9 protein-coding genes and 2 tRNA genes are annotated in these 15,845 nt (G+C 65.0%); 6 read left to right on the top strand and 5 right to left on the bottom strand.

Going from position 1 to position 15,845, the window contains the following annotated elements:
* Positions 1-119: 119 nt before the first annotated feature.
* The 4 genes from ACK6C6_RS11510 (at position 120) to ACK6C6_RS11495 (ending at position 2,991) form a co-directional block, all read left to right on the top strand.
* Entirely contained in the window at positions 120-437 is a 318-nt protein-coding gene (locus ACK6C6_RS11510; protein ID WP_161783926.1) for an HU family DNA-binding protein, read from the top strand.
* Positions 438-502: 65 nt separating this feature from the next.
* A tRNA-Asp gene (locus tag ACK6C6_RS11505) sits at positions 503-579 on the top strand.
* A 19-nt stretch (positions 580-598) separates the two neighbouring features.
* A tRNA-Asp gene (locus tag ACK6C6_RS11500) sits at positions 599-675 on the top strand.
* A 393-nt stretch (positions 676-1,068) separates the two neighbouring features.
* Complete coding sequence (locus ACK6C6_RS11495) at positions 1,069-2,991, top strand: SurA N-terminal domain-containing protein (RefSeq protein ID WP_409267438.1); 1,923 nt, start codon at positions 1,069-1,071, stop codon at positions 2,989-2,991.
* 253 nt (positions 2,992-3,244) lie between these two features.
* Here the strand turns inward: ACK6C6_RS11495 and mnmH are convergent, their stop codons facing one another.
* Both mnmH and ACK6C6_RS11485 read right to left on the bottom strand, forming a co-directional pair.
* The gene (gene mnmH / locus ACK6C6_RS11490; RefSeq protein WP_209586735.1) at positions 3,245-4,300 is read right to left on the bottom strand and encodes a tRNA 2-selenouridine(34) synthase MnmH; all 1,056 of its coding nucleotides are present in this window, start codon (positions 4,298-4,300) and stop codon (positions 3,245-3,247) included.
* On the bottom strand, positions 4,300-4,926 hold the full coding sequence (locus ACK6C6_RS11485; RefSeq protein ID WP_409267437.1) for an arylesterase: 627 nt from the start codon (positions 4,924-4,926) through the stop codon (positions 4,300-4,302). Before ACK6C6_RS11485 ends, mnmH begins: the two co-directional genes overlap by 1 nt.
* A 31-nt stretch (positions 4,927-4,957) precedes the next feature.
* Between ACK6C6_RS11485 and ACK6C6_RS11480 the strand changes: the two genes are divergently transcribed.
* Entirely contained in the window at positions 4,958-5,650 is a 693-nt protein-coding gene (locus ACK6C6_RS11480; RefSeq protein ID WP_409268266.1) for an ABC transporter ATP-binding protein, read from the top strand.
* 138 nt (positions 5,651-5,788) lie between these two features.
* Here ACK6C6_RS11480 and ACK6C6_RS11475 read toward each other — a convergent pair whose 3' ends face one another.
* On the bottom strand, positions 5,789-7,285 hold the full coding sequence (locus ACK6C6_RS11475) for an NAD(P)H-hydrate dehydratase (protein WP_409267436.1): 1,497 nt from the start codon (positions 7,283-7,285) through the stop codon (positions 5,789-5,791).
* 87 nt (positions 7,286-7,372) lie between these two features.
* On the opposite strand from ACK6C6_RS11475, the gene ACK6C6_RS11470 reads away from it, so the two are divergent.
* Positions 7,373-10,972: a hydantoinase B/oxoprolinase family protein gene (locus tag ACK6C6_RS11470; protein ID WP_409267435.1), complete on the top strand. Its 3,600-nt coding sequence runs from the start codon at positions 7,373-7,375 to the stop codon at positions 10,970-10,972.
* Positions 10,973-11,016: 44 nt separating this feature from the next.
* On the opposite strand, the gene ACK6C6_RS11465 is transcribed toward ACK6C6_RS11470, so the two are convergent.
* Together ACK6C6_RS11465 and ACK6C6_RS11460 are read right to left on the bottom strand one after the other, a co-directional pair.
* A complete protein-coding gene (locus ACK6C6_RS11465; RefSeq protein WP_409267434.1) occupies positions 11,017-14,076 on the bottom strand; it encodes a hypothetical protein in 3,060 nt (1,019 codons plus the stop codon).
* Positions 14,077-14,198: 122 nt separating this feature from the next.
* Positions 14,199-15,827 carry a tetratricopeptide repeat protein gene (locus ACK6C6_RS11460; RefSeq protein ID WP_409267433.1) on the bottom strand — a complete coding sequence of 543 codons (1,629 nt, stop codon included), beginning with the start codon at positions 15,825-15,827 and terminating at the stop codon, positions 14,199-14,201.
* Between the last annotated feature and the right edge of the window lie 18 nt (positions 15,828-15,845).

The raw sequence follows: 15,845 nt of genomic DNA, 5'->3' as shown, positions 1-15,845 counted from the left end.
GCGCCTGCGGGCGCCTGTTTTTTTGTGCGGAACGTACGATATGGGAACAAGCGGTGCTATTCACCACGGATGTTGCTTGACAGACCAATGTTGCCCTTGTTTAATACCGGCTTGCACTTTTGCAGGAAGGCGCCCCGGCGTCCAACGTATACACGAGGGTTAGAGTGAACAAGACAGAACTGATCGAAGAAATCGCGAAGTCCGCGGACATTACCAAGGCCTCGGCGACGCGTGCTCTCGACGCCATGATCGGAGCCGTGACCGAGTCCCTGAAGAAGAACGACAGCGTCACGCTGGTCGGCTTCGGCACCTTCACCGTGGGCGAACGCGCTGCCCGCACCGGCCGCGATCCGCGCACCAAGGAACCGATCAAGATTGCAGCTGCAAAGGTTCCGAAATTTAAGGCTGGTAAAGCTCTGAAAGATGCTGTAAACTAATGCCTTCTCTGCGGTGACACGCAGAGGCACTACCTGCAAGGGTAATGCGATGTCGTGTTTTTGTTGGAGCGGTAGTTCAGTTGGTTAGAATACCGGCCTGTCACGCCGGGGGTCGCGGGTTCGAGCCCCGTCCGCTCCGCCAACATTCACCACATTAGTCTGGAGCGGTAGTTCAGTTGGTTAGAATACCGGCCTGTCACGCCGGGGGTCGCGGGTTCGAGCCCCGTCCGCTCCGCCAGAATACTAGGAGAGAAGTGTTCCCCCTGCGGGGAACACGGATTGGGCAAGAAGGGATTCCCTTGCAAGGGAATCCGCGGCCCGCGGTACGTGGGCGAGCCCCGTCCGCTCCGCCAGAATTCAGTATTGCCCGAGGTGTCCGACGATGCCGAGGGAGACAAGAAGGGGCGAACGCGAGTTCGCCTTTTTTTTTAACTTGTGCTGTGAAGAACCTATCCCAGTGGGTGGGGGGAAGCAGATGCCGATGCATGGCAAGCGCGGGCAAGGCGCGAGGAGGCCGCATGGCTCGCCATGCAACGACGAGCAACGCCGCCCCCGCTTGCCAGGCGCGGCAGCAGCGACTCCCGCCTACTGGGATAGGTTCTAGAGCATTATCAACCTTGAATGGCTGACCATGTTTGATTTTGTCCGTAACAACAAGCGCGTGATGCAGGGCCTGCTGCTCGTCCTGATCGTGCCTTCGTTCGTGTTAGTCGGTGTCGAGAGCTACCAGGACCGTGGCGACGCCGCTGCCGGCGTGGCGACCGTGGCCGGCCAGAAGGTCACCCAGCAGGAGTGGGAAGAAGCCCAGCGCCGCCAGATCGACCAGGCGCGCCAGATGATGGGCCCGCAGTTCGACCAGAAGATGTTCGAGACGCCGGAAGCCAAGCAGGCGATCCTGAACAACCTGGTGGCCGAACGCGCCATCAACGCCGAGCTCGCGCGCAGCCACATGACCGTGGGCGACGCCGCGCTGGCCAGGAAGATCGGCGAGTACCAGCAGTTCCGCAAGCCGGACGGCAGCTTCGACATGGAGCAGTACAAGCAAGCGCTGGCAGCCCAGGGCATGACCCCGGCGATGTTCGACCAGCGCCTGCGCCGCGACCTGACCCTGGAGCAGCTGACCGGCTCGATCCAGGGCACCGCGTTCGCGCCGCGTTCGGTGAGCGAGCGCCTGTCGAGCATCAGCGACCAGGAACGCGAAGTCCAGGAAATGCTGTTCCCGGTCGCGCAGTACCTGCCGCAGGTGAAGGTCACCGACGCGATGGTCAAGGCCTACTACGACAAGAACGCCCAGCTGTTCACCATCCCCGAGCAGGTGAAGGCCGAGTACGTCGTGTTCGACGCCGTCGCGGTGGAGAGCCAGGTGCAGGTCAGCGACGCCGAAGTCAGCGACTACTACAACAAGAACCTCAAGAGCTACACCACGCCAGAGCAGCGTACCGCGAGCCACATCCTGATCAACGCCAGCCGCGACGCCAAACCGGCCGAGCAGGCTGCAGCGAAGGCCAAGGCCGAGGCGGTGCTGCTTGAAGTGCGCAAGAACCCGGCGAACTTCGCCGAGATCGCCAAGGCGCAGTCGCAGGACCAGGGCTCGGCCCAGGCCGGCGGCGACCTCGGCGTGGTTGAGAAGGGCACGTTCGTGAAGCCGGTGGAAGACGCGATCTATGCGCTCAAGGAAGGCGAAGTGAGCGGCGTGGTGCAGTCGGAGTTCGGCTACCACATCATCAAGCTCACCTCGCTCAAGCCGGCCGCACAGAAGCCGCTCGAAGCCGCGAAGGATGACATCGCCGCCGACCTGAAGAAGCAGAAGATGTCGAAGCGTTATTCGGAAATGGCCGAGACCTTCACCAACATGGTTTACGAGCAGTCGGAGAGCCTGAAGCCGGTGGCCGACAAGCTGGGTCTGAAGATCCAGACTGTCGACGGCCTGACCCGCAAGCCGAATCCGCAGCTGGGCGAGGCCCCGTTCAACAACGAGAAGTTCCTGGCCGCACTGTTCGGTACTGACTCCGTCAAGAACAAGCGCAACACCGAAGCCGTGGAAGTGTCGCCGAGCGTGCTGATCTCGGGCCGCGTGGTCGAGTTCAAGCCGGCCACCAAGCGCCCGCTGGCTGAAGTCGACGCCATGATCCGCCAGCGCGTCACGCTGGAAGAAGCATCGCGCCTGGCCAAAGCCGCTGGCGAGCAGAAGCTGGCCGCCGCCAAGGCGTCGGGCGATGCGACCGGCTTCGGCGCGCCGCAAGTCGTGACCCGCACCAAGGAACCGACCATCAACACCACGGCTGCGATCGCGGTGCTGAAGGCGGATGCGACCAAGCTGCCAGCCTACGTCGGCGTGGAGATTCCGGGCCAGGGCTACGGCGTGTATCGCATCAACAAGGTGTCGCAGCCGGCCAACCCGGACGTGAACCGCCGCAAGCAGGAAGCGCAGCAAATCTCGGGCCTGGTGGGACAGGCAGAGCTGTTCAACTATGTCGAGGCGCTCAAGACCAAGGCCAAGGCCAAGATCAACGTGAACGCGTCGCAGCTGGGCGCCAAGCCGGAAGGCGAGTGATCGCGGTTGACAGGTAGGATGCAAAAAAGCCCGGCTGTGTGAGCAGCCGGGCTTTTTGTTTTCTTGGAAATTTGCTTCTTGCCGCAGCTCGCATTAGCCGCTAGCTTTAGCACGTCATTCCGGCGAAGGCCGGAATCCAATTCCCACGAATAGTGAGAACGCCAGCGCTCGTGGACGTGCAGGCAAAATTGGATCCCGGCCTGCGCCGGGATGACGGATCAACCGCTAACGAAATAAAGAAAAAAACGGGAACTCAAGCCGCGTGCAAGCGCTGCGCGGCCGCCACGAAATCTTGCTCGGCAATGTCGTTCAACTCCAGCACCTCCGCTTTCGGAAACTGCACGAAATTCCGGTCGATCGAGCGCAGGTAGGCTGGATCGTAGTGCTCCACCAGCAGCTGGTCGACCAGCTCGGCCATGGCGCCGCTGTTGGCCATGTCGCGCCAGGCCTTGATCTTGTCGTTGCCGTGCAGCTGCACCAGGTGGGCCAGCTGCCCAGTGAGCGCGTCCGGGTTCTTGCAGAAGTGCTCGTAGTCTTCCATCAGGAGCCGCACCCGGTTCTCGCGCGACAGCGAGAGCGAGATGCAGGGCGAGGCGCGCATGCCTGCCATGACCGCGTCCGGCACGCGCAGGTTGCCGACCTTCTTGCTCTCGGATTCCACGAACACGGGACGGGACGGATCGAAGTGCCGCAGTTTGTCCCAGACCTGGCTCTCGAACATCTTCTGGCTCGGCTGCGGCTCGTCCGGCAGGTGGCCCAGCACCGAGCCGCGGTGCGCCGCCAGCTTCTCCAGGTCGAGCACCTGCGCGCCGATGCGGTCGAGGGTCTCCAGCAGGCGGCTCTTGCCGCTGCCCGTGGTGCCGCACACGACACGGAAATCCAGTTGCGGCGGGTTCTCCAGCGCGCTTGCCACATGCGCGCGGTAGGCCTTGTAGCCGCCGTCGAGCTGCACTACCGGCCAGCCGATCTTGGCCAGGATGTGCGCCATCGAGCCGCTGCGGTTGCCGCCGCGCCAGCAGTACACCAGCGGCTTCCAGTCGCGCGGCTTGTCCGCCCACAGGGCCTCGATATGGCGCGCGATGTTGGCGGCCACCAGCGGCGCGCCCACCTTCTTCGCCTCGAAGGCGCCGACCTGCTTGTACAGGGTGCCGACGCGCACGCGCTGCTCGTCGTCGAGAACGGGCGCATTGATCGCGCCGGGGATGCGGTCGAGCGCATATTCCGACTCGCTGCGCGCGTCGATGATGGCGTCGAAGGTATCGAGTTCGGGAAGGATGTCGGCGAAGTTCAGGACGGCTGGGTATTTCATTATTTTTTCACGAGTGGCGCGAACTGCGGCCAGATGTTGTTCAGGATGATGGGGTGGGCGGCAGCGGTCGGGTGCATGCGGTCCTGCTGGAACAGGGACGGCTTGTCGGCCACGCCGTCCAGCATGAAGGGCACCAGCGGCGATTTGGTGTCGCTTGAAATCTTCTTGAACATGTTAAAAAAGCTTTCGGTGTAGGCGCGCCCATAGTTCGGCGGCATGCGCATCCCCACCAGCATCACCTTCGCATTCTTCTTTTGCGCCATGTCGACCATGGCGCGCAGGTTGCCTTCGGCCGAGGCCACGGGCAGGCCGCGCAGGCCGTCGTTGGCGCCCAGTTCGATCACGACGATGTTCGGCTTGTGCTGGTCGAGCAGCGCCGGCAGGCGGGTACGTCCGCCGATCGTGGTCTCGCCGCTGATGCTGGCGTTGACGACCTTGGCCGGGATGTTTTCGGCCTTGAGCTTTTGTTCAAGCAGGGCGACCCAGCCGGCGCCGCGCGCGATGCCGTACTCGGCCGAGAGGCTGTCGCCCAACACGAGGATGGTTTTTGGTGCAGAATAGGCGCTGCCCGACGCGGCCAGCGTCACGATGAAGACGAGAGACAACTTTTTAAGAATGGCTAGCATGCGTGATAACCCCGAGGTGTTCAAGAATGGTATGACGGCCGACGCTGCAGCGCCAGGCCGGCCGGCGGCAATCGCGGTCAGCGGCCTGTCGAAGCGGGTGGCGGATGCCAGCGGCGAACTCTCCATCCTGCAAAACATCGATTTTACCGTGCAACCGGCCGAGACGCTCGCGCTCGTCGGTGCCTCCGGCTCGGGCAAGTCGACCTTGCTGGGCCTGCTTGCCGGCCTGGATACGCCATCGAGCGGCAAGGTCCTGCTCGACGGTACCGACATTTTCGCGCTCGACGAGGATGGGCGCGCCGCCTTCCGCAAGGCCAAGCTGGGCTTCGTGTTCCAGTCTTTCCAGTTGCTGGCCCACCTGAATGCCGTGGAAAACGTGATGTTGCCGCTGGAACTGCGTGGCGACAATGATGCCCGCGCCAAAGCCGAGGCCATGCTGGGACGCGTGGGCCTGTCCAGCCGCTTGCGCCACTATCCCAAGTACCTGTCGGGCGGCGAGCAGCAGCGCGTGGCCCTGGCCCGTGCCTTTGTCACCGAACCGCCGCTGCTGTTCGCCGACGAGCCGACCGGCAGCCTGGACGCCGCCACCGGCGAAGCGATCATTCAGTTGATGTTCGAACTGAACCGCGAGCGCGGCTCGACCCTGGTGCTGGTGACGCACGACCCGGCCATGGCCGCGCGCTGCGGCCGTACCATCACCATCGCCGCCGGGCGCCTGGCCTGAATCCGTAGGGTGGGCGGGTCTCCCGCCCACGCGGCGATACGGAGTGGCTCCGCTCTCGCGCTCGATGATCTTGCTACTGTCTATCACCGCGTGGGCGCAATGGCGAGCATTGCCCACCATTTCCCTGTCCACCCTACGTCACACCAGCTTCTCGGCCACCAGCAGGTTCAGCACGGCCCGCGCCGCGGCCGGCAGCTCGCCGGCCGTCATGCCGATCGGACCGACCCCGTGCGCGACCAGCAGGTCCGCCGCGGTGCCATGAATCCAGGCGCTGCCTGCCGCCGCCTCCCATGCCGGCCAGCCCTGCGCCAGCAGCGCACCGCAGATCCCCGCCAGCACGTCGCCGCTGCCGGCCGTCGCCAGGCCGGCATTGCCGGTAGGGTTGATGAGTATCGCCCCATCCGGGCGCGTGATCACCGAGCCCGAACCCTTGAGGATCACCGCCGCATTGCTGCGCACAGCGATCTCGCGTGCGGCCGCCAGGCGGTCGGCCTGGATGCCGGGCGCCGTCATGCCGAGCAGGCGCGCGGCCTCCAAAGGGTGGGGCGTGAGCACGGCCGGGCTGCTTCTTTGTGCCAGGCGTTTCAACAGGTCGGGACTGGCGCCGATCAGGGTGATCGCATCGGCATCGATCACCAGCGGGCAGTCGCTGTCCAGGGCCCTGGCCAGCAGGCGCATCGCGCTGGCCGAGCCGCCCATGCCGGGGCCGATCACCAGCGTGCGCTTGTCGAACTCGAACTCGTCGGCCAGCCGGAACATGATCTCGGGCTGCACGCTGTCGTAGCCCGGCCCGGGATCGATCATCGCGACAAAGGTCCGGCCGGCGCCGGCAAACAGGGCGCCGCGTGCGGCCAGCACCGGGGCGCCGGCCATGCCGTGGGCGCCGCCGATGACGGCGACGTCGCCGAAGCTGCCCTTGTGGGTGTTGTGGCGGCGCGCCGCCAGGTGCTGCGCAAAGCTGTCGGCCGACCCGAGGCGGGCGGCGGGCGCCGGGAGCAGACTTGGTGCGACGCCGAGCGGCTCGACCCGCACCTGGCCCGCATGGTCGCGCCCATCGGCCGTGTGCAGGCCCGGCTTGTCGCCCAGGAAGGTGATGGTGTGGGTCGCCCGCACCGCGATGCCGTCGGGGCCGATCACGGCGCCGGTGTCGGCGTCGAGTCCGCTCGGCACGTCCAGCGCCAGGATCGGGCAGCGCACTTCGTCGAGCGAAGCCACCAGCGCGCGGTACTCGCCCTCGATCGGGCGCGTCAGGCCGATGCCGAACAGGCCGTCGACCACCAGGCCCCACTGCGCACCAGGGGGCAGCATGTCGATGAAGCCGACCGTGCCGTCGCGTGCGCGTTCGTGCGCGCTCGCGGCCTCGTCCGAGGTCTCGCGCTGGCCGGGCGGGTAGAGCACGGTCGCATCGACGCCTGCGTCGGCAAGGACGGCCGCCATCTCCAGCGCATCGCCGCCGTTGTTGCCGGGGCCGGCCAGCAGCAAGACGGGCAGGTCGCGCTTGTCGCCCAGCAGTTCGAGCGCATACTTCGCGGCCGCTTCGCCGGCCCGGCGCATCAAGGTTCCAGGTTCGAGCTCCGCATAGGCAGCCCGTTCGATCTCGCGCAGCTGCGCGACGGTATAGAGGGGATTGTCCATGATCCTATTGTCATGCATTTTGGCCAAAACAGTCGCGCGCCCGGACTACAATAGGCGTTTTGGATCGCGTGGCAAGGGAGGTTGTACATGGACTGGCAGTTCTGGATCGATCGCGGCGGCACCTTCACCGACATCGTGGCGCGCAGGCCCGACGGCCAGCTGCTCACCCACAAGCTGCTGTCCGAGAACCCCGAACAGTACCGCGACGCAGCCGTGGCCGGCATCCGCCACCTGCTGGGCGTAGCGAAGGACGAGGCGGTGCCGGTCGCGCAGGTGGAGGCGGTCAAGATGGGCACGACCGTCGCCACCAATGCGCTGCTCGAGCGCAAGGGCGAACCGACCGTGCTGGCAATCACCCGGGGCTTTCGCGACGCCTTGCGCATCGCCTACCAGAACCGGCCGCGCCTGTTCGACCGCCACATCGTGCTGCCCGAGCTGCTGTACGCGGAGGTTATTGAAATCGACGAGCGCATGGGCGCGCACGGCGAGACCGTGCAGCCGCTGGACGAAGCCGCCACCCGGGCCGCGCTTCAGCAGGCCTTTGACCGCGGCCTGCGCTCGATCGCCATCGTGTTCATGCACGGCTACCGCTACACGGAGCATGAAGCAGCGACAGCGCGCATCGCGCGCGAGATCGGCTACACGCAAATCTCGGCATCGCACGAGGTCAGCCCCCTGATGAAGCTGGTGGCGCGCGGCGACACTACCGTGGTCGACGCCTACCTGTCGCCCATCCTGCGCCGCTACGTCGACCAGGTCGCCGGCGAGCTGCCGGGCGTGAACCTGCAGTTCATGCAGTCCAGCGGCGGTTTGACCGATGCGCGCGCCTTCCAGGGCAAGGACAGCATCCTGTCGGGCCCCGCCGGCGGCATCGTCGGTATGGTGCGCGCGAGCCAAGCAGCCGGTTTCGAGCGCGTCATCGGCTTCGACATGGGCGGCACCTCGACAGACGTTTCGCATTTCTCGGGCGAGTTCGAGCGCGTGTTCGAGACCCAGGTCGCCGGCGTGCGCATGCGCGCGCCGATGATGAGCATCCACACGGTGGCCGCGGGCGGCGGTTCGATCCTGCATTTCGACGGCACCCGCTACCGCGTGGGTCCCGACAGCGCCGGCGCCAATCCGGGCCCGGCCAGCTACCGCCGCGGCGGGCCCTTGGCGGTCACCGACTGCAACCTCATGCTCGGCAAGATCCAGCCGCGCCACTTCCCGCGCCTGTTCGGCAAAGGCGGGGACGAAGCGCTCGACCTGGACGCCGTGCGCGCAGGCTTCGCCGCGCTGGCGGAGCACATCGGGCAGGCAACGGGCAGCACGCCCGCGCCGGAAGCGGTAGCCGAGGGCTTCATCCAGATCGCGGTTGGCAACATGGCCAACGCCATCAAGCAAATCTCGGTGCAGCGCGGCCACGACGTGACGGAATATGCGCTGACCAGCTTCGGCGGCGCCGGCGGCCAGCATGCCTGCCTGGTGGCCGACGCGCTGGGCATGAAGACGGTGTTCATCCATGCGCTCGCCGGCGTGTTGTCGGCCTACGGCATGGGCCTGGCCGACCAGACCGTGATGCGCGAGCAGGCGGTCGAGCTGCGCCTGCGCGATGCCGGCGTTGATGCGCTCGCGGCGCGCCTCGAGCCGCTTGGCGCCAGCGCTCGCGACCAGCTGCTGGGGCAGGGCGTGGCGCCCGGCCGCATCGAACTGGTGCAGCGGGTGCACCTGCGCTACGAAGGCACCGATTCGGCCATCGTCGTGCCTTTCGGCCAGATCGACACCATGCAGGCCGCGTTTGAGGCGGCGTACAAGCGCCGCTATTCCTTCCTGATGCCCTCGCGCGGTCTGGTAGTCGAGGCGGTGTCGGTGGAGGCGATCGGGCATTCCGACGCGCCGGCCGAGGCGGCCGCGCAGGCGGTGTCGGGCGGCGCGCAGCCGGCGCCGGGCGAGACGGTCCGGATGTTCAGCGGCGGCGCCTGGCGCGACACCGGCGTGTTCCTGCGCGGCGCCATCGGGCCCGGTGACATCGTGCGGGGACCGGCGATCATCGCCGAGGCGAATGCGACGACCGTGGTCGAACCGGGCTGGCAGGCGCAGGTCACGCCGCACAATCACCTTGTCTTGCGCCGCGTCGAAGCGCTGCCGGAACGCCGCGCGATCGGCACCACGGCCGATCCAGTGATGCTCGAAATCTTCAACAACCTGTTCATGTCGATCGCCGAGCAGATGGGCCTGCGCCTGCAGAACACGGCCTATTCGGTGAACATCAAGGAGCGCCTCGACTTCAGCTGCGCGATCTTCGATGCGGACGGCAACCTGGTGGCCAATGCCCCGCACATGCCGGTGCACCTGGGCTCGATGGGCGAGAGCATCAAGGCCGTAATGCGCAAGAACGCCGGCCGCATGAAGGCGGGCGACGTCTATGTGCTGAACGACCCCTACAACGGCGGGACCCACCTGCCGGACGTGACCGTGATCTCGCCGGTCTTCGATGAAGCGGGCATGGAGATCCTGTTCTACGTCGGCTCGCGCGGCCACCACGCGGACATCGGCGGCACCACGCCGGGTTCGATGCCGCCGGACTCGGATCACATCGAGCAGGAAGGCGTTTTGATCGACAACTTCAAGCTGGTCGACGGTGCGGACGGGGTGCTGCGCGAGCAGGAGGCGCGGGCGCTGTTGACGGGGGCGCGCTACCCGGCGCGCAATCCGGACCAGAACATGGCCGACCTGCGCGCCCAGGTGGCGGCAAACCAGAAGGGCGTCGAGGAACTGCACAAGATGGTGGCGCACTTCGGGCTCGATGTGGTGCGTGCCTACATGGGCCACGTTCAGGACAACGCCGAGGAAGCCGTGCGCCGCGTGATCTCGGCGCTGAAGGACGGCCAGTACAGCTATGAGCTCGACAACGGCGCGCGCATCGAGGTGGCGATCCGTGTCGATCGCGCCAGCCGCAGCGCCGAGATCGATTTTACGGGCACCTCCGGCCAGCTACCCAACAACTTCAATGCGCCATCAAGCGTGTGCATGGCGGCGGTGCTGTACGTATTCCGCACCCTGGTCGACGACGAGATTCCGCTCAATGCCGGCTGTCTGAAACCGCTGAAGGTGATCATCCCGCCGGGCTCGATGCTCAATCCCCACTATCCGGCCTCGGTGGTCTCGGGGAACGTCGAGACCTCCACCTGCATCACCAACGCGTTGTACGGCGCCCTGGGCGTGATGGCCGCCAGTCAGGGCACGATGAACAACTTCACCTTCGGGAACGCGCGCTACCAGTACTACGAGACCATCTCGGGCGGCTCCGGGGCGGGCGAAGGTTTCATTGGCACCGACGTGGTGCAGACCAACATGACCAACTCGCGGCTGACCGATCCGGAAATCCTGGAGTTCCGCTTCCCGGTGCGGCTGGAGAGCTACGAGATCCGGCACGGCTCCGGTGGGGCAGGGCGCTGGCATGGCGGCAATGGCGGCACCCGCAAAGTGCGCTTCCTGGAGCCGATGACGGCGGCAATCCTGTCGAACAACCGCATCCATGCGCCCTTCGGCATGGCCGGCGGCGCAACGGGCGAGCGCGGGCGCAATACCGTGCTGCGCGCCGACGGGACGGTCGAGACCCTGGGACACATCGGCAAGGTCGGGATGGAGCCAGGCGACCTGTTCGTGATCGAGACGCCCGGCGGCGGAGGCTATGGCGCCACATAGCGCCCGAGCGTCCGGGGCATGCGGACTGCATGCCCCGGACCGCCTCAGCCGATGAGCCTGCGCAACAGCTTAGGCCTGAGCAACTGGGCGGACGAGTCATACGCCAGGGCCACACCCAGCACCTTGGTCCCATTCCTGGTTTCCGCGTCGAGCCCGTAGCCCACGGCGATATCCTTCACGTCCAGGCGCTTTGCGCCCTGGTTGTCGTCCGAGAGGCCGATCCAGGGGCCGTTTTCGACTTTTTGATATTCGAATGCGAGCCGCCGCTTCGCCGATGGCGACACATGGATGCGCAGGCGGATCGAATAGATCGGATCCTCCGGCAACAGCAGGAAGCGCCCGTCGACATCGACGTCGCAGGCGCCGTCTTCGTCGCAAAGAAAATCGCGGTCGACCGCGTCCTTGTCCGACTCATCCTTCCGTTCCACCGTGTCTGCACCGTTCTCTCGCATGACAGAAATGCGCATCCTCATGCGGGAATACTCATTCAGACTGATCCTGCCCTTGCCCCGCTCCTCGAGAATGAATTCGATTCCGGTCAAGTAGCCATCGACCTTCAGTTCCCGCTTGTCGACGGTCTTCATGCGCTCGCACTGGGCCGAGGTCTGCGTGGTGAGACCGACGGAATAGGTGATGGGGCGGGTGCCGGCTGGCAGCAGCTCGAATGTCAAGGCCCCGCGCTCATCAAGGACCGGCTCCACGCGCTGACCCGAGATGTCGGCGTCGACGGCGGCACTCAGATACATGGGCTGGTTCGCGTCATCGGCCGTACAAGCCAGGCCCTTGCCGTCGGTCTTGAAGGTCTTCGCGTTAGCGTCCTGCGCCAGGGCGGCGATCGATTTATCCGCCAACTGGGCGAGATAGACATCTCCCGGCGTCGACGCGCTATTGCTCGAGATTGACAATGCCGAGACGATCACGCCGTCGTCGGACCTCAGGTGCCACAACTGGTGCTTGCCGCCATTTTCCGGTTGCAGCAACACGCGGCGCCGGTCTGAAAGCACGAAGGATCTCGTGTTGTCCTCGTAGCCGTCGATTGCAAGCACCAGCCCGCTCGGATGCCTCAGTTTACCGAAGACTTGACGCGCCTCGATCTTTTCCATATCCGCAGGCATTGCCCGCTGCGTGCTCCAGAACGTCGGTTTGTCGTTGTCGCCCTGAACCCGTTTCAGCACCGGCTTGTCGTCCAGCGGCATGGCAAGTGCGTACGCGGATCCGAACGCAGGGTTCCGGAGTTCGCCGCGGCCTGTGAACTCCCAGGTTTGATACTTCGCGCTTCCCAGTTCGCGCAAGCCGACCTCCAGGGTTTCTGGTGGTTTTCCGTCCTTGTCAGTTAGGCCGCCCAGGACGGTGAGTGCAAAGTCGACCGTCTTTTCATGGCCGGGGAAGCCGGTATTGACGGGGATGGCGCTGACGATGTTTCCATTCGGTGTAACACGCCAGAGGAACTGGTAGGCCCAATCGAATGGCTTTCCGGTGACGCCTCCGTTTTGCGGCGTTTCCCCCACCATGGCCAAGTAGTGCTGGCTATTATTGTTCTTGAAAATGACGATGTCGCTTCTGGTCAGCCGGCCAACCTTGACGTCGTAGTCTCCGTAGAACAGGAAGTACACCTTGTATTCTTCAATCAGCTGCATTGCCGAGTTTTTCGCGGCGAAAGCCTTCAAGGTATTCCAGGCGCGCAAACTCAGATCCTTGCTCAGCACGTCGATACTCGGGATCAGCTTTTCCCGTTGCACCGCCGACCATCGCCGATAATCGTACAGGGACTCCGCCCACTGGCCCGCATTCTCGACGACAGCGCCTTCGCCGCCAACTGCCTGAATCGTGTGGCTCTGTTTCTCGTCCTTGTCGTTCCCGCGACTGTTCGTTTCCTTGCTGCGCTCGACGCTGGTGTCGGAATCGAACGAGGCCGTGACCGATTCAGCGCTGACCTTGAGGCGACCCGCGTACCTGCTTGCCACGTCCGATTCGGATTCGTTGCCGGTGAATTCCTTGACGTCGGTAGCGAACAATCGGCCACCCACGAGGGTTTGGGTCGCCACAAACTGGCCAAATTTACCGAGGATCGACACCAGGGCGGTAAAACGGCCTTTTTCCGTGTCGGCAGATAGCGCTTGCTCACACGCCGCTTCGAATTCTGCACTTGCACAAGGGCGCGAATCGTCGAAGGACAACTCGACCTTGGGCAGCAGGAAGTTGGCGGTGATGTACAGTTTCTTCTTGATTGCCGCGTCAGTGGAACCCTGCGCATCGTAATACGCTCCGGAGATACCGACGCCGACCGATACGGCCTTTCCGCCGACCACGTTCAGCGAGGACTTGATGTCCACGACACCGTTCTTCTGGACCTGATGCAAGGATTCCGAGGAGCTGTAGTAATTTTCGTAGTAGCCCGAGAAGTTCGGTTTCCGATAGAGGGGATTGGCGACCGCATTCTGTTGCGCACCGGCGCCGGTTCCCGGTGCTTGCCGCTGGAGCACTTCCCTAAACCCAGTTTCCACCGGATTGGAAAGGCTGTGGTCGATCACGATCCCCTTGTAGAATCCGATCCTGCCGAGAAGGTCCTCGCGCTGTACGGGATTGAGATCGAAGAAGTCCGGCGAACTCTGAAGTTTCGCGTTGTTCTCGAATATATTGACCTGCGACCCCTGGGCGAAATCGTGCTTCGCCACGCCGGGTTGCGTGGAGGCCTTGGGGGGAGGTTTATTGATTTCAGGTGCGGGAATCTGGACCGCTTTGCGCACTTGCGAACGCCGATCCTTGGCTTCTTTCTCCTGCTTTTCACGCGCCGCTTTCGCGTCGTCCTGCGCCTTCTTGTCCTTCGGCGCGCTCTCCGGGGCCTTGTCCTTCGCGGATTTTCCTTCACCTGCAGGCGGCGATTCAGTCGCAGGTGCAAGCTCGGGTTCAGGGGCGGCCTCGACGTCGGTCTTTGGCTCGGGTTTGAGCTCAGGTTCGACCGCGGGATCGGCCTGGGGCTTTTCATTCGCCTTGTCGACCACTCCTTGTGCTTCGTTCGGGGATTCGGACTCCTGCTGAGCTGCCTGCACCGGATCTGCCTCGGGTTGACCGTTCTGTGGAGCTGGACTGGATGGTTTCGTCATGTGTACGCTTGTTCGAATATTGGTGTTGTACTGCTGGCAGAAAACACATTATGTGAATCGGCGGCGTCCGCTTTTCGACGCGCAGCCTTGCAAGGACGGGCGGCGCGATCGACGCCGGGTGGCTAGGTCGACATCCCGTACTTGCGCTTGGCCTGCTGCAGTTCCTCGGTCAGCGCGGCGAGGCGCGGATGCCCCGCATCCATCGCCCTCAAGCGCTCGATCTGCTCGCTCGCCACCTCGCCGAGCGCATGGTCCCACCCCAGCTCGTTGACCTGGCGCAGGATGCCGCCAGCCACCGCCACCATCACCTGCAGGTTGCCAGGCGCCATGTGCAGCGCCTCCAGCAAGGTCTGCACCGCGCCGCGCACGTCGCCCATGTTGCGCTTCTCGTCCGCCACGCCGAGCAGGATCTGCGCCTGGGCGCGCAGCTGCTGGCCCATGCCGTCGGCCAGGTCCGGGCGGCCGGCGCGCACGAATACGTTCATCGCCTGGTCCACCGTCACCTGGCTGGAGGCGTCGCCCATCACGCTCATCATGACGTTCGAGGCCTGCTCGTCCATCTGGTGTTCCAGGCAGGCCTGCGCCAGGCCGATCTTCAGGTTCGGCGACAGTCCGCTGCTGGTGCGCGCCGCGCTGACGGCGTTCGAGAGTTCGGCCACGGCGGCGCTGACCTTGCCCATCTTTTCCAGGAGCAGGGCGCTGGAATAGGCCTTGCAGGCATCGACGTTGGCGTTGCCGCGCATCGAGCGCTCCAGGTCGCGGATCACGCCGCCGGCGCCTGCGACGTCGCCGCGCGTGACCATTGCCTTGACCAGGTTGACGTGGTCTTCGGGATTGCGAAATTCCGAGTAGCGCGCCTTGCTCACTACCTGCTTGAAGGATTTCTCCGCGGCCTCGGCATCGCCGTTCTCCAGCGCGACTTCGCCCAGTTTACGCAGGCGGCGCACCATGTGCGGGGAGATCGACACGGCTTCTTCCAGCACTTTCTGCGCATCGAGGCTGCTGCCCAGCTGCTCGTGGCAGCGCGCCAGCAGGTCGTAGGCCGCCATCAGGCGCGGATTGGCCTGCACCAGCGCCGCCAGCGTATCGCGCGCATCTTCCACCTGGCCTTGCGCGAGCATGGTGCGCGCCAGGCCAAGGCCGGCCCAGCCCAGCGGACGCTCGGCCAGCACCTCGCGGTAGATCGCCCCGGCCTGGGCGTGTTCGCCGCTGGCGACGTGCAGCTCGGCCTTCAGGCGCAGGAAGTCGAGCGCATAGCGCGGGCTGGCAATCGCCGCGGTGGCGCAGGCGCGGATGGCCTCCACTGGTTTTCCCTGCGCGGCCAGCTGCCAGACCGGGAGCAGGGCGCTGCGGCGCTCCAGCGCGCGCTTGATGCGGCTGCTCAGCATGTCCACCGTGAAGGGCTTGAGCACGTAGTCGGTCGGCGTCAGTTCGGCGGCGCTGACGACCTTGTCGTACACGCCTTCCGACGTGAGCATGATGAAGATGGTCGATGCCGTGATCAGGCGGTGGTGGCGCAGGTCTTCCAGCAGCTGCTGGCCGTCCTGGCCGTCCCCCTGGGGGCCGCCCAGGTCGTACTCGCACAGGATGATGTCGTAGCCGCGCTTGGCGAGCTGCTTGATCGCGGTGCCGGCATTGACCGCCGACTCGATTCTGGTGATCCCGGCCTGGTTCAGCATGTTCTGCAGGCTGCCGCGCATGCCCTGGTTGGGGTCGACGATCAGTACCGTGAGGTTGGCGTTCTCTTGCATCTCGCTTCCGTTCCTGTG

It is taken from the genome of Massilia sp. BHUDP2, assembly GCF_046236355.1.
In the GTDB taxonomy this organism is placed as follows: Bacteria; Pseudomonadota; Gammaproteobacteria; order Burkholderiales; family Burkholderiaceae_D; genus Telluria; species Telluria varians.
The sequence above is the reverse complement of the archived record's forward strand: the minus strand, read 5'-3'. Positions and strand labels throughout refer to the sequence as shown.

Bases quoted from the DNA above. Each gene is read 5' to 3' on its own strand.
- ACK6C6_RS11495 (WP_409267438.1), top strand. From the start codon at position 1,069: ATGTTTGATTTTGTCCGTAACAACAAGCGCGTGATGCAGGGCCTGCTG.
- mnmH (WP_209586735.1), bottom strand. From the start codon at position 4,300: ATGAAATACCCAGCCGTCCTGAACTTCGCCGACATCCTTCCCGAACTC.
- ACK6C6_RS11485 (WP_409267437.1), bottom strand. From the start codon at position 4,926: ATGCTAGCCATTCTTAAAAAGTTGTCTCTCGTCTTCATCGTGACGCTG.
- ACK6C6_RS11480 (WP_409268266.1), top strand. From the start codon at position 4,958: ATGACGGCCGACGCTGCAGCGCCAGGCCGGCCGGCGGCAATCGCGGTC.
- ACK6C6_RS11475 (WP_409267436.1), bottom strand. From the start codon at position 7,285: ATGGACAATCCCCTCTATACCGTCGCGCAGCTGCGCGAGATCGAACGG.
- ACK6C6_RS11470 (WP_409267435.1), top strand. From the start codon at position 7,373: ATGGACTGGCAGTTCTGGATCGATCGCGGCGGCACCTTCACCGACATC.
- ACK6C6_RS11465 (WP_409267434.1), bottom strand. From the start codon at position 14,076: ATGACGAAACCATCCAGTCCAGCTCCACAGAACGGTCAACCCGAGGCA.
- ACK6C6_RS11460 (WP_409267433.1), bottom strand. From the start codon at position 15,827: ATGCAAGAGAACGCCAACCTCACGGTACTGATCGTCGACCCCAACCAG.